This is a genomic window from Streptomyces sp. NPDC037421 (genome assembly GCF_055602105.1).
The window spans coordinates 1-12,932 of record NZ_JBVJWV010000013.1 but is presented as its reverse complement, the minus strand read 5'-3'; the positions used below and the strand labels follow the sequence as shown (position 1 = coordinate 12,932).

11 protein-coding genes and 1 riboswitch are annotated in these 12,932 nt (G+C 70.6%); of the genes, 8 read left to right on the top strand and 3 right to left on the bottom strand.

Going from position 1 to position 12,932, the window contains the following annotated elements; translation table 11 throughout:
• Positions 1 to 201: 201 nt before the first annotated feature.
• From glyA to gcvT, 3 genes are all read right to left on the bottom strand, one after another.
• Positions 202 to 1,458 carry a serine hydroxymethyltransferase gene (glyA, locus tag ACZ7IF_RS20190; RefSeq protein ID WP_470972973.1) on the bottom strand — a complete coding sequence of 419 codons (1,257 nt, stop codon included), beginning with the start codon at positions 1,456 to 1,458 and terminating at the stop codon, positions 202 to 204.
• 18 nt (positions 1,459 to 1,476) lie between these two features.
• Positions 1,477 to 1,860 (bottom strand): glycine cleavage system protein GcvH, encoded by a 384-nt coding sequence (gene gcvH, locus ACZ7IF_RS20185; RefSeq protein ID WP_470972971.1) that lies wholly within the window; start codon positions 1,858 to 1,860, stop codon positions 1,477 to 1,479.
• A 79-nt stretch (positions 1,861 to 1,939) separates the two neighbouring features.
• Positions 1,940 to 3,055 carry a glycine cleavage system aminomethyltransferase GcvT gene (gene gcvT / locus ACZ7IF_RS20180; protein WP_470972969.1) on the bottom strand — a complete coding sequence of 372 codons (1,116 nt, stop codon included), beginning with the start codon at positions 3,053 to 3,055 and terminating at the stop codon, positions 1,940 to 1,942.
• Between the two features lie 178 nt (positions 3,056 to 3,233).
• A riboswitch (glycine riboswitch) is annotated at positions 3,234 to 3,337 on the bottom strand.
• A 176-nt stretch (positions 3,338 to 3,513) separates the two neighbouring features.
• On the opposite strand from gcvT, the gene ACZ7IF_RS20175 reads away from it, so the two are divergent.
• The 8 genes from ACZ7IF_RS20175 to ACZ7IF_RS20140 all read left to right on the top strand — a co-directional run bounded on the left by ACZ7IF_RS20175 (position 3,514) and on the right by ACZ7IF_RS20140 (position 12,657).
• Positions 3,514 to 4,206 carry an AAA family ATPase gene (locus ACZ7IF_RS20175; protein WP_470972966.1) on the top strand — a complete coding sequence of 231 codons (693 nt, stop codon included), beginning with the start codon at positions 3,514 to 3,516 and terminating at the stop codon, positions 4,204 to 4,206.
• Between the two features lie 140 nt (positions 4,207 to 4,346).
• A complete protein-coding gene (locus tag ACZ7IF_RS20170; RefSeq protein ID WP_470972964.1) occupies positions 4,347 to 5,087 on the top strand; it encodes an enhanced serine sensitivity protein SseB in 741 nt (246 codons plus the stop codon).
• A 62-nt stretch (positions 5,088 to 5,149) separates the two neighbouring features.
• On the top strand, positions 5,150 to 5,890 hold the full coding sequence (locus tag ACZ7IF_RS20165) for an enhanced serine sensitivity protein SseB C-terminal domain-containing protein (RefSeq protein ID WP_470972962.1): 741 nt from the start codon (positions 5,150 to 5,152) through the stop codon (positions 5,888 to 5,890).
• Between the two features lie 621 nt (positions 5,891 to 6,511).
• Positions 6,512 to 7,504 (top strand): ABC transporter permease, encoded by a 993-nt coding sequence (locus ACZ7IF_RS20160; protein WP_470972960.1) that lies wholly within the window; start codon positions 6,512 to 6,514, stop codon positions 7,502 to 7,504.
• Positions 7,505 to 7,598: 94 nt separating this feature from the next.
• Positions 7,599 to 9,308 carry an ABC transporter substrate-binding protein gene (locus ACZ7IF_RS20155; RefSeq protein WP_470973273.1) on the top strand — a complete coding sequence of 570 codons (1,710 nt, stop codon included), beginning with the start codon at positions 7,599 to 7,601 and terminating at the stop codon, positions 9,306 to 9,308.
• A gap of 210 nt (positions 9,309 to 9,518) precedes the next feature.
• Entirely contained in the window at positions 9,519 to 10,520 is a 1,002-nt protein-coding gene (locus ACZ7IF_RS20150; protein ID WP_470972959.1) for an ABC transporter permease, read from the top strand.
• Between the two features lie 29 nt (positions 10,521 to 10,549).
• Positions 10,550 to 11,611, top strand: a complete 1,062-nt coding sequence (locus ACZ7IF_RS20145) for an ABC transporter ATP-binding protein (protein WP_470973270.1) — start codon at positions 10,550 to 10,552, stop codon at positions 11,609 to 11,611.
• Positions 11,612 to 11,616: 5 nt separating this feature from the next.
• Positions 11,617 to 12,657 carry an ABC transporter ATP-binding protein gene (locus ACZ7IF_RS20140; RefSeq protein ID WP_470972957.1) on the top strand — a complete coding sequence of 347 codons (1,041 nt, stop codon included), beginning with the start codon at positions 11,617 to 11,619 and terminating at the stop codon, positions 12,655 to 12,657.
• The last annotated feature ends 275 nt before the right edge of the window (positions 12,658 to 12,932 follow it).

Genomic DNA, 12,932 nt, shown 5'->3' with positions numbered 1-12,932 from the left:
GGCCGCAGGGCGTGAGCCGGATCGCGTTCCGGTGCCGGGACGGCCGGAGGGCGTGACGGGGGAGTCGCCCTGCGTGGCCGGGCCGCCCGGGTGCGGGACCGGTCCGGCGCCCGGGGCGGGCGTCCGGGGCGGGCGTCCGGGCTCCGGTCATGAAAAGGGCCCGGCCTTGTGGAGAACAAGGCCGGGCCCCCAGAGCCGTGCCTAGAGCGACGGGTACAGCGGGAACTTCGCGGCCAGGGCCGAGACGCGCGCCTTGAGGTCGGCGGCGTCGTAGCTCGGCTTCAGCGCCTGCGCGATGATCTCGGCGACCTCGGTGAAGGCCTCGGCGTCGAAGCCGCGGGTCGCGAGGGCCGGCGTACCGATCCGCAGACCCGAGGTGACCATCGGGGGCCGCGGGTCGTTCGGGATGGCGTTGCGGTTGACCGTGATGCCGACCTCGTGGAGGCGGTCCTCGGCCTGCTGGCCGTCCAGCTCGGAGTTGCGCAGGTCGACCAGGACCAGGTGCACGTCGGTGCCGCCGGTGAGGACGTCCACGCCCACGGCCTTGACGTCGTCCTGGACCAGACGGGCGGCGAGGATCTTCGCGCCCTCCAGGGTGCGCTCCTGGCGCTCCTTGAACTCGGGCGAGGCCGCGACCAGGAAGGAGACCGCCTTGGCGGCGATCACGTGCTCCAGCGGACCGCCCTGCTGACCGGGGAAGACCGCGGAGTTGATCTTCTTGGCCAGCTCCTGCGTCGACAGGATGACACCGCCGCGCGGACCGCCGAGGGTCTTGTGCGTGGTGGTGGTGACGACGTGGGCGTGCGGCACCGGGTTCGGGTGCAGACCCGCGGCGACCAGGCCGGCGAAGTGCGCCATGTCGACCATCAGGTACGCGCCGACCTCGTCCGCGATCCGGCGGAACGCGGCGAAGTCCAGCTGGCGCGGGTAGGCGGACCAGCCGGCGACGATCAGCTGCGGCTTGGACTCCTTGGCGAGGCGCTCGACCTCGGCCATGTCGACCTCGCCGGTCTCGTCGACGTGGTACGGGACCACGTTGTAGAGCTTGCCGGAGAAGTTGATCTTCATGCCGTGGGTCAGGTGACCGCCGTGGGCCAGGTTCAGGCCCATGATCGTGTCGCCCGGCTTCAGCAGCGCGAACATCGCGGCGGCGTTGGCCTGCGCACCCGAGTGCGGCTGGACGTTCGCGGCCTCGGCGCCGAACAGCGCCTTGATGCGGTCGATGGCGATCTGCTCGACCACGTCGACGTGCTCGCAGCCGCCGTAGTAGCGGCGGCCCGGGTAGCCCTCGGCGTACTTGTTGGTCAGGACCGAGCCCTGGGCCTCCATGACGGCGACCGGAGCGAAGTTCTCCGACGCGATCATTTCCAGGGTCGACTGCTGGCGCGCGAGCTCGGCGTCGACGGCGGCGGCGACGTCAGGGTCGAGCTCGTGGAGGGGGGTGTTCAGAACGGACATTCAGGGGCCCCTGGGGTGTCAGTTGTCGGAGTGGGTGAGCGCGGCGTACTCGTCGGCGGAGAGCGCGTCCTTCGGCTCCTCCGACAGGCGCACCTTGAACAGCCAGCCACCCTCGAACGGGGCGGAGTTCACCAGCGAGGGGTCGTCCACGACGTCCTGGTTGAACTCGGTGATCTCGCCGGAGACGGGGGAGTACAGGTCGCTGACCGACTTGGTCGACTCCAGCTCGCCACAGGTCTCGCCCTCGGTGACGGTGTCGCCGACCGCGGGGAGCTGGGCGTAGACGACGTCACCGAGCGCGTTGGCCGCGAACTCCGTGATGCCGACCGTCGCGACGCCGTCCTCGACGGCCGACAGCCACTCGTGCTCCTTGGTGTAACGCAGCTGCTGGGGGTTGCTCATGACCTGATTCTCCTGGATGCGGGGAGGTGGATACGAACTGTGGTCTTGCGTGCTGAGACGGTGGAGCCCGGTACGAGGGTTACTTCTGCCGCTTGTAGAAGGGCAGGGCCACGACCTCGTACGGCTCATGCGTACCGCGAATGTCGACGCCGACGCCGGAGGTGCCGGGCGCGGCGTGCGCCGCGTCGACGTACGCCATCGCGATCGGCTTGCCCAGCGTCGGGGACGGGGCGCCGGAGGTCACCTCGCCGATGACCTCGCCGCCCGCGACCACCGGGAAGCCGGCGCGCGGGACGCGGCGGCCCTCGGCGACCAGGCCGACCAGCTTGCGCGGCGGCTTGGTGGCGGCGACCTCGGCGGCTGCCTCCAGGGCGGCGCGGCCGACGAAGTCGCCCTCCTTCTCGAACTTCACGACCCGGCCCAGCCCGGCGTCGAAGGGGGTGAGCGCGGTGGTCAGCTCGTGCCCGTACAGCGGCATGCCCGCCTCCAGGCGCAGCGTGTCGCGGCAGGACAGGCCGGCCGGCACCAGACCGGCGTCCTTGCCGGCCTCGGTCAGCGCCTGCCACAGCTCCACGGCGTGCTCGGGGGAGACGAACAGCTCGAAGCCGTCCTCGCCCGTGTAGCCGGTACGGGCGATCAGCGCGGGCACGCCCGCGACGGTGCCCGGCAGGCCCGCGTAGTACTTCAGGCCGTCCAGGTCGGCGTCCGTGAGCGACTTCAGGATGCCGGGGGACTCCGGGCCCTGGACGGCGATCAGCGCGTACGCGTCACGGTCGTCGCGGACCTCGGTGTCGAAGCCGGCGGCGCGCTCGGTGAGCGCGTCCAGCACGACCTGGGCGTTGGAGGCGTTGGCGACGACCATGTACTCGGTCTCGCCGAGGCGGTAGACGATCAGGTCGTCGAGGATCCCGCCGTCCTCGCGGCAGATGTGCGTGTAGCGGGCGCGGCCGACGCCGACGGTGGAGATGTTCCCGACGAGCGCGTAGTCCAGCGCCTTCACGGCCTCCGGGCCGGTCAGGGTGATCTCGCCCATGTGGGACAGGTCGAACAGGCCGGCGTTGGTGCGCACGGCGTTGTGCTCGTCGCGCTCACTGGCGTAGCGCAGCGGCATGTCCCAGCCCGCGAAGTCGGTCATGGTCGCACCGAGCGAGCGGTGCAGCGCGTCGAGCGCGGTCAGACGGGGGGCAGTGCTCATGGGTGTGGCTCCCGGGTCCCAGGGCATGACATGACGAGGAGGTTCCTCCCCATCTGTCATCGGAACCTGAGAGGTTCGCCGAGAGTTCCCGGAGGGGGAACGCCGACTTGCACCTTGGGTGGAGCACGCGCCGGGCCGTCCGGGGACGGACGCGGCGGGGCTCGCTTTTCAGATCTGCCTCATCCACGCGGTACGGGGCCTGAGAGATTCAAGGGAGGTACTTGCTCCTTCGGCGCCCGGGCACGGCCTCGCGGCCTGCCGGGACTCTCCCGCGCGGATTCAAGCGGCCGGTATGCAGTTTGGTGTCCAGATGGCGCACATCATTGCACGGGACGGGCGGGAGAGGGCAGTGGGGCCCGGAAGAACGTGCGGTCCGGGACGGGGCCGGCCGTCCGCGCTGTGGAACGCCCGACCGCAACCGGGGCCGTCGGATTACCGTCTCTTTACATTCAGTGGGCATGGGGCCCTCGCGGCCCGATTCGGGGGAGACGATCACTGTGCGGAGACTCGGAGTGGCTACGACTACAGGCGCCGTCGGGGCGGTCGCGGCGCAACGGGGCGCCGCCCGGCCCGCGGCGGGCGGCGGCCCGGTCCGTGACCTGCGCGGACAGTCCGCGCGGCCGCACCGGCTGAGCTATGCCGCCGGGGACATCGTGGTGGTGTCCGGGCTGCCCGGCGGCGGCAAGAGCACCCTCATCAAGCGGGCCGCCGACGTCGGCATCGACTCGCAGGACACCCGCGAGCGCTGGGAGCGCCGGATGCCGTCCGGCCTGCCGTACGCGGTGTACCGGCCGCTGGTCCGCGCCGCGCACTACGGGGCGCTGTGGCGCGAGCTGCGCTCCGGCGCCTCTGTGGTGGTCCACGACTGCGGCACCCAGCCGTGGGTGCGGGGCCTGCTGGCCGCCGTCGCCCGGCGGCGGGGGCGGGCGCTGCACCTGCTGCTGCTGGACACCAGCCCCGAGGAGGCCCTGTCCGGGCAGGCGGTCCGGGGCCGGCGGGTCTCGGCGTACGCCTTCGCCCGCCACCGGGGGGCGGTGTCCCGCCTCCTGCGCGGAGCGGAAGCCGGCCGGCCCCCGCGCGGGTGCGCCTCGGTCACCCTCCTGGACCGCCCCTCCGCCGCCGCGCTGACCCGGATCGCCTTCGGGGGCTGACGGCCGCCGCCGCGCGGAGCGGTCCCCTCCCCGCCCCGCGCAGCGGCAACCCGGCAGTGGCCGGACCGGCGCTCCCGGCGTGCCCCGGCCCCGATAGCCTCGGGGTCACACAGGGCGGAACCACACGGAGGCACGGGCAGATGCAGGCGCAAGGCAACGGCTGGCCGGCGAACGAGTTGGAGCAGGTGCTCGGGGCGGCGCTCGGCCGGGCGGACGCCGGCCCGCGGATCATGGAGGCGCTCGGCCGCAGCCAGGTCTGGGTGCCGCTCCCCCAGGGCGGCGGGCCCGACAGCGCCTCCCTCGACCTCCCCACGATGCTGATCGACGGCGCGGCGTACGTCCCCGTCTACAGCTCGGAGGCCCAGTTCCGCTTCGCCGCCGGCCCCGCCATGGCCTGCGCGGTCGCCCCCGCCGTCGAGTTCGCCCGCGGCCTGCCCCCGCAGCTCGGCATCGCCCTGAACCCCGAGGGCGCCGTCGGGGTCCCGCTGCCCCCGGCCGCCGTCGCGGAGCTGTGCCGCACCGGCCGCACCGAACTCGACGGCCCGGCCACCGGCGGCCGCGTCCGGCTCTTCGAGCCCGACTGGCAGGACGACCCGGTCGACTTCCTCGCCGCCGCCGCCGAGGAGTTCCGGGCCACCGCAGCGGTCGCGGCCGCGCACCGCTGCCTCGCCAGCGTCGAGGGCGGCGACCCCCAGCTCTACATCGGTGTCCGCCTGACGGGATGGGATCCCGAGTCCCGGAACGCCCCGCTGGAGGCGCTCGGCCGCGCCCTGGCCCGCGTACCGGCGCCCTGGCCGGTGCAGTTGATCCTGCTGGACGCCGCCGAGGACCCGGTCACGGAGTGGATTCGTGAGCGCGTACGCCCCTTCTACCTCCCGTAGCGCCGCTTAAGCTGGTCGGGACGTGTGGACGACGGGCGGACGAAGACGAAGAGGGGTACCGGGTGAGTGCGTCAGGCACGGCCGCGGCCGGGCAGGTCGAGCACATGCTGCGCCAGGTGACTCCCGGGCGCTATGAGAGCTATGAGTCATTCCTGCACGCCCTCGCCGAGGGCCGGCTGTGGATGCTCCTGTGGCAGGGGCAGCCGGGCTCACCGGACGCCCAGTACGGCGGCATGGAGGTCGAGGGGCTGGGCTACGCCCCCTGCGTGACCTCCCCGCAGGAGCTGGCCGCGAGCGGCTGGAACCGCGGCTACGAGGTGGTCACGGGCCGGGACATCGCCCGCGCCCTCTACCCCGACCGCTGGGGGCTCTGGGTCAACCCGCACGCCCAGGGCGGCGGCCTCGGCATCCCCTGGGCCGACCTGCGCCGGGTCGCCACCGGCCTGGACCGGATGCCGGCGGGGCCGCTGCGGCTGTCCGAGCCGGCCCTGGAGCTCCCGCAGTTCTACGGGCTGCTGACCCAGCACGCCCACCGCACGCCGGCCGTGCGGTCGCTGCGCCGCGCCTGGGTGCAGCCCTCGCTCGGGTCGGCGTACCTCGCGGTGGGGCTCGACCTGTACGACGCCTCGGCGCCCGCGCTGGAATCCGTACGGGAGATGATGCGCCAGTCGGTCGGCGCCGTGCCCGAGGGGGTTCCGGTGTGCACGGTCGCGCTCGCGGACGAGCACGATCCGGTGGCGATGTGGCTGCGCGCGCAGACCCGGCCCTTCTACGACCGCGAGGGGCAGGCCGCCGCCTACTGACCCCCTCCAGAGGTTCCGGGGACGCTTTCCCGAGCTTCCTACAGGGATTTCCGGGGTGCGCCCGCACCCTGAGACAGCCCCGTCCGACGGACACCAGGCCGCCGGGAACCACGGTTCCCGGCGGCCTTCGCCTTGTCCGGATATAGCCGCAGGTGGGCGTCCAATTGGCGCACTCCTCCACGGAGTTGGCCGTGATGTCCGTTTGCGTACCGAACGGACGGTCTTGCTCCGCTGAGCCGTGAGCGGAGTCCGGATAACGGGAACCCCGGCCTCAGATCACGGTTGCGCATCCATTCATCTGCGGGTCTGGCGGCTGGTCGAGCGCCCGATGAAGACTCCCCACCCAAGAGCCGGTCAGTCCTCCAGGACGCGGTTCGGCACGTGGACTTCGCCGCTCGTCCCGACGCGGCACTTCCGCACTTCCCGCACTTCAGCTGCACCGCACCGCACGCACCGCACCCTGCTCCACCCACAGCACGGCCGCATTGCCAGCACTGCCAGCACCTCGCACCTCGTACGCGTTCACGTGCCCCGAGCACTGGAACGCCACTCCGCACCAACGCCGCCACAGCGGCGGGCATGGGCCGACCCACCCGTCGGCCGAGAGGGGTCCCCACCACGATGACGGCACCACTGCACGACACGGACGCGGAATCACCCGCACCCGTGTCCGTAGCCGACGTCCCTGCCAAGGCCATCGAAGGCCGCTCGCCCGGCCGCATCGCCTGGATGCGGCTCAAGCGCGACAAGGTCGCGCTGACCGGCGGCGTGATCGTGATCCTCCTGATCCTGGTGGCGGTCTTCGCGCCGCTGATCGTGAACCTGCTGGGCCACGACCCCAACGAGTTCCACGAGGACATGATCGATCCGGACCTGGGCACGCCGCTCGGCTCCTTCGGCGGCATCAGCTCCGACTTCCTGCTGGGCGTCGAACCGACCAACGGACGCGACGTGTTCAGCCGGATCGTCTACGGCGCCCGCATCTCGCTGGTCGTCGCCTTCCTGGCGGCCTTCGTCTCGGTCGTCCTCGGCAGCCTCCTGGGCGCCCTCGCCGGCTTCCTCGGCGGCTGGGTGGACGGGATCATCAGTCGCCTGATGGACCTGCTGCTGGCCTTCCCCCAGCTGCTGTTCACCATCGCCCTGGTCTCCGTGGTCCCCAACTCCGTGTGGGGGTTCGAGGGTTCCGGCGTCCGGATGGGCGTGCTCATCCTCGTCATCGGCTTCTTCGGCTGGCCGTACATCGGCCGCATCGTCCGGGGCCAGACGATCTCCCTGCGGGAGCGCGAGTACGTCGAGGCCGCGCGCAGCCTCGGAGCCGGCCGCGGCTACATCCTCCTCAAGGAGCTGCTGCCGAACCTGGTCGCGCCGATCCTCGTCTACGCCACGCTGATCATCCCGACCAACATCCTGACCGAAGCGGCCCTCAGCTTCCTGGGCGCCGGCGTCAAGCCGCCCACCGCTTCCTGGGGAAAGATGCTCTCCGACGCCGTCCCCATCTACCAGGACGACCCCATGTACATGGTGGTTCCCGGTATGACGATCTTCATCACCGTCCTGGCGTTCAACCTCTTCGGGGACGGGCTGCGTGATGCACTCGACCCCAAGGGCAGCTGAACCGCTTCTTCGATTCACCACCTATGGAGGTTGGACAACCGTGATCCGCAGAAAGCAGGCTCTCGCGATCACCGCCGTGATCGCCGCGCTCTCGATGACCGCCGCGTGCGGTGGCACCGAGAACAAGAAGGACGACAAGGCCGACGGCGACAGCGGCAAGGGCTACAGCGGTGCCGCCACCGCCGTGATCAACCCCTCGGACGCCAAGGGCGGCGAGCTCAAGCTCTGGTCCCCGCAGGACGTCGACTACCTCGACCCGGCGCGCGCCTACTACGGCTTCGTCTGGAACATGCAGCGGCTCTACGTCCGCAGCCTGCTGGCCTACGACGCCAAGCCGGGCAAGGACGGCACCAAGGTCGTCCCCGACCTCGCCGAGGCCCTGCCGGTCATCAGCAACGACGGCAAGACCTACACCCTGAAGCTCAAGGACGGGGTGAAGTTCGAGGACGGTACGCCGATCACCTCGAAGGACATCAAGTACGGCGTCGAGCGCGTCTTCGCGCAGGACGTGCTGTCCGGCGGCCCGACCTACCTGATCGACCTCCTGGACCAGGGCCAGAAGTACCCCGGCCCGTACAAGGACACCGACCCGAACAAGATGGGTCTGAAGACCGTCGAGACGCCGGACGACAAGACGATCGTCTTCAACCTGGCGAGCGCGAACTCGGACTTCAGCTACCTGCTGGCCATGCCGTCCTCCTCGCCGGTCCCGGCGGGCAAGGACACGGGCGCCACCTACACCAACAAGCCGATCTCCACGGGCCCCTACAAGGTCGAGAGCTTCACCGCCGGCAAGGGCGCGACCTTCGTCCGCAACGAGAACTGGGACCCGAAGACGGACCCGATCCGCAAGGGTCTGCCGGACAAGGTCTCCTTCACGGTCACCACCAACCCGGACGACATGGACCAGCGCCTGCTCTCGGGCGACATCGACATGGCCGTCGACGGCACCGGTGTCCAGCAGGCCGCGAAGAACAAGATCCTCAAGGACGAGAACCTCAAGAAGAACGCGGACAACCCGTTCACGGGCTACATCCGCTACTTCGCCTTCCCGCAGACGGTCGCGCCGTTCGACAACATCGAGTGCCGCAAGGCCGTCATCTACGCGGCCGACCCGAAGTCCCTCCAGACCGCCCGCGGCGGCCCGACCAGCGGTGACCTCGGCGCGAACATGCTGCCGGCCGGCGTCCCCGGCTCGGACAAGGGCTTCGACCCCTTCGGCCTGACGAAGGGCAAGCCGCAGGAGGCCAAGGCCAAGGAGGCCCTCAAGGCCTGTGGCAAGCCCGACGGCTTCGAGACCGTCATCGCCGTGCGCAACAACCGCGCCCCCGAGGTGAAGACGGCCGAGTCCCTCCAGGCCTCGCTCGCCAAGGTCGGCATCAAGGCCACGATCGACCAGTTCGACGGCAAGCTCTCCTCCTCCACGATCGGTTCGCCCGAGAACGTGAAGAAGAAGGGCTACGGCATCATCGTCATGGGCTGGGGCGCCGACTACAACTCCGGCGCGGGCTTCCTGCAGCCGCTGGTCGACGGATCGTTCATCCTGCCGAACGGCAACAACAACTACACCGAGGTCAACGACAGCGAGATCAACGGCCTGTTCGACAAGGCCGCTGCCGCCGCCACCCCGGAGGCCGCTGCTCCGTTCTACACGGAGATCAACAAGAAGGTCATGGACAAGGCGCTCTACCTGCCGATCAACTTCGACAAGGCGCTCGTCTACCACAACCCGCGCCTGACGAACGTCTTCTTCAACGAGTCCTTCGGCAAGATCGACCTCGCCACCGTGGGCATCAAGCAGTAGTCGCCAGAACCAGCAGGACCAGCAGGCTGCCCGGCGATGAGCCGGGCAGCCGGGCAGCCCGGCCGAGCGCCGGGCACGCAACCGCAACTCAGCACGTAAGTAAGTGCCTTCACCGCACATGCGCTAGTCCGAAGGGCAGGTGAAGGCCGCAGGCGCTGGCCGCCGCCCCCACGAGGGGCGGCGGCCACCAGCCCCGGGCGGCCGACTGCAGTGCTCGTCTACCTCATACGGCGGCTGTTCAACGTCGCCGCCACGCTGCTGGTGGTCTCCGTGGTCACCTTCGGCATCTTCTTCGCGGTCCCGAAGCTGACCGGCAGCGATCCCGCGCTCATGTACGCAGGCCGGGAGACCAACGAGACCGCCCTGGCGGGCATCCGCGTGAAGATGGGCTTCGACAAGCCCATCTCCGAGCAGTACCTGCTCTTCGTCAAGGGCATTTTCGCCGGCCGTGACTACGACGGCGGCACCGAGATCACCCACTGTGCGGCCCCCTGCTTCGGCTACTCCTTCAAGACCGAGGCGCCCGTCTGGGAGACCATGATGGACCGGATCCCGGTCACCCTCTCGCTCGCCCTCGGGGCGGCCGTGATCTGGGTGATCGCCGGTGTGGCCACGGGCGTGATCTCCGCACTCAAACGCCGCACCGCCATCGACCGCACCGTCATGGTCGGCGCGCTCGCCGGCGTCTCCCTGCCGATCTTCTTCACCGGCATGGTGGCTCCCGCGCTCTTCGTGTACAGCCTCGGCTGGCTGGACGTCTCCAACTACCAGCCCCTGACCGAGGATCCGCTGGCCTGGCTCAACAGCATGATCCTGCCCTGGGTCACCCTGGCCTTCCTCTTCGCCGCGACCTACGCCCGCATCACCCGGGCGACCATGCTCGAGGTCCTCGGCGAGGACTACATCCGCACCGCCCGCGCCAAGGGCCTCAAGGAGAGCGTGGTCATCCGCAAGCACGCCCTGCGCTCCACGCTCACCCCGGTCGTCACCATGTTCGGCCTGGACCTCGGCGGCCTCCTCGGCGGCGCGGTGCTCACCGAGACCACCTTCAACTTCCAGGGCCTGGGCACGGCCGCCGTGGCCGCCATCAGCGCCGGCGACCTCCCCGTGATCATGGGGGTCACCCTGCTCGCCGCGCTCTTCGTGGTGCTGGCGAACCTGATCGTGGACCTGCTGTACGCCGTCATCGACCCGCGCGTGAGGCTGACGTGACCAAGAACCATTCCGACCAGCCGGCCTTCGTGCCCGAGCAGGGCGGCGCGCCCGACGCGGCCCCCTTCCTCTCCGTGCGCGACCTCAAGGTCCACTTCCCGACCGACGACGGCCTGGTCAAGTCCGTGGACGGCCTCACCTTCGACCTGGAGCGCGGCAAGACCCTCGGCATCGTGGGCGAGTCCGGCTCCGGGAAGTCGGTGACCTCGCTGGCCATCATGGGCCTGCACCGCACCGGCAACGCGCGCAGCCGCCCGGACATCTCGGGCCAGGTGGTGCTCGACGGCGAGGACCTCGTCAGCGCCGACGCCGACCACGTACGCCGGCTGCGCGGCCGCAAGATGGCGATGGTCTTCCAGGACCCGCTGTCCGCGATGCACCCGTACTACTCGGTCGGCAAGCAGATCGTCGAGGCGTACCGGACCCACCACGACGTCGACAAGAAGAAGGCCCGCGCCCGCGCCGTCGAGATGCTCGACCGCGTCGGCATCCCGGAGCCCCACCGGCGCGTGGACGCGTACCCGCACGAGTTCTCCGGCGGCATGCGCCAGCGCGCGATGATCGCGATGGCGCTGGTCAACAACCCCGAACTGCTCATCGCGGACGAGCCGACCACCGCCCTGGACGTCACCGTCCAGGCGCAGATCCTCGACCTGATCCGCGACCTGCAGAAGGAGTTCGGCTCCGCGGTCATCATGATCACGCACGACCTCGGCGTGGTCGCCGAGATGGCCGACGAGATCCTCGTGATGTACGGCGGCCGGTGCGTCGAGCGCGGCACCGCCGAGAAGGTCTTCTACGAGCCCCGCCACCCCTACACCTGGGGACTGCTCGGCTCCATGCCGCGCATCGACCGCGACCAGACCGAGCGGCTGATCCCGGTCAAGGGCTCGCCGCCCAGCCTCATCAACATCCCGAGCGGCTGCGCGTTCAACCCCCGGTGCCCCTACGCCGACGTGCCCAAGGGGGGCATCACCCGCACCCAGCGGCCCGAGCTGACCCAGGACGACAGCCGGCACTGGTCCGCCTGCCACATGTCGCAGGAGGAGCGGACCCGGATCTGGACCGAAGAGATTGCGCCGAAGCTGTGACGGACATGAAGAAGGACACCGCCGCCCAGGACTCGGCGACGGCCGTCGCCGAGGCGGAACCGCTGCTGAAGGTCACCGGCCTGGTCAAGCACTTCCCCATCAGCAAGGGGCTGCTGAGCCGCCAGACCGCCGCCGTCAAGGCGGTCGACGGGATCGACTTCGACGTGCGGCGGGGTGAGACCCTCGGCGTCGTCGGCGAGTCCGGCTGCGGCAAGTCGACGATGGGCCGCCTCATCACGCGGCTGCTGGAGCCGACCAGCGGGCGCATCGAGTTCGAGGGCAAGGACATCACCCACCTCGGCGTGGCCGGCATGCGCCCGCTGCGCCGCGACGTGCAGATGATCTTCCAGGACCCGTACGGCTCGCTGAACCCGCGGCACACGGTCGGCGCCATCGTCTCGGCCCCCTTCAAGCTCCAGGGCGTCACGCCCGAGGGCGGCGTCAAGAAGGAGGTCCAGCGCCTCCTCTCGCTCGTCGGCCTGAACCCGGAGCACTACAACCGCTACCCGCACGAGTTCTCCGGCGGCCAGCGCCAGCGCATCGGCATCGCGCGCGCCCTGGCGCTGAAGCCGAAGCTGGTCGTCGCGGACGAGCCGGTGTCGGCGCTGGACGTGTCGATCCAGGCGCAGGTGGTGAACCTCCTGGACGACCTCCAGCAGGAGCTCGGCCTGACGTACGTGATCATCGCGCACGACCTGTCGGTCATCCGGCACGTCTCGGACCGCATCGCGGTGATGTACCTCGGCAAGATCGTGGAGCTGGCGGACCGCAAGTCGCTGTACGAGTCCCCGATGCACCCGTACACGAACGCCCTGCTGTCCGCCGTCCCCGTCCCGGACCCGAGGCGGCGCGGGGTGAAGAGCGGCCGCATCCTGCTCAAGGGCGACGTCCCCTCGCCGATCTCCCCGCCGGCCGGCTGCCGCTTCCACACGCGGTGCTGGAAGGCGACGGAACTCTGCGCGAAGCAGGAACCGCCGCTGCTCACCATCAAGCCGGGCCACCAGGCGGCCTGCCACCACCCGGAGAACGCGCCCACGCCTTCTTGACGCGCCGCGCCCTTTCTTGTCGCGCCGCCGCCCTTTCTTGTCGCGCCGCTCGCGCGGTGCGGGGCCGGTGCCCTTGGCCGGGGCGGTGGGTCGCCCGCGGGTGCTGTGCCGCTGCGCGGGGCAGGTTCCCCTCCCCGCCCTTCAACCGTTCTCGCCCTCCATCGCCGGGCGCGGCTACAGACACGGCGCTACCGCGCCCGCGCCTCAAACGCCGGCGGGGCTGGGGTTTCCGCGTCGCCAGGGGTGTGGGAGGTGGGGGGGGAAAAAGGGGGTGG

Bases quoted from the DNA above. Each gene is read 5' to 3' on its own strand.
- ACZ7IF_RS20170 (WP_470972964.1), top strand. From the start codon at position 4,347: ATGCAGGCGCAAGGCAACGGCTGGCCGGCGAACGAGTTGGAGCAGGTG.
- glyA (WP_470972973.1), bottom strand. From the start codon at position 1,458: ATGTCCGTTCTGAACACCCCCCTCCACGAGCTCGACCCTGACGTCGCC.
- gcvH (WP_470972971.1), bottom strand. From the start codon at position 1,860: ATGAGCAACCCCCAGCAGCTGCGTTACACCAAGGAGCACGAGTGGCTG.
- gcvT (WP_470972969.1), bottom strand. From the start codon at position 3,055: ATGAGCACTGCCCCCCGTCTGACCGCGCTCGACGCGCTGCACCGCTCG.
- ACZ7IF_RS20140 (WP_470972957.1), top strand. From the start codon at position 11,617: ATGAAGAAGGACACCGCCGCCCAGGACTCGGCGACGGCCGTCGCCGAG.
- ACZ7IF_RS20155 (WP_470973273.1), top strand. From the start codon at position 7,599: ATGACCGCCGCGTGCGGTGGCACCGAGAACAAGAAGGACGACAAGGCC.
- ACZ7IF_RS20160 (WP_470972960.1), top strand. From the start codon at position 6,512: ATGACGGCACCACTGCACGACACGGACGCGGAATCACCCGCACCCGTG.
- ACZ7IF_RS20175 (WP_470972966.1), top strand. From the start codon at position 3,514: ATGGGGCCCTCGCGGCCCGATTCGGGGGAGACGATCACTGTGCGGAGA.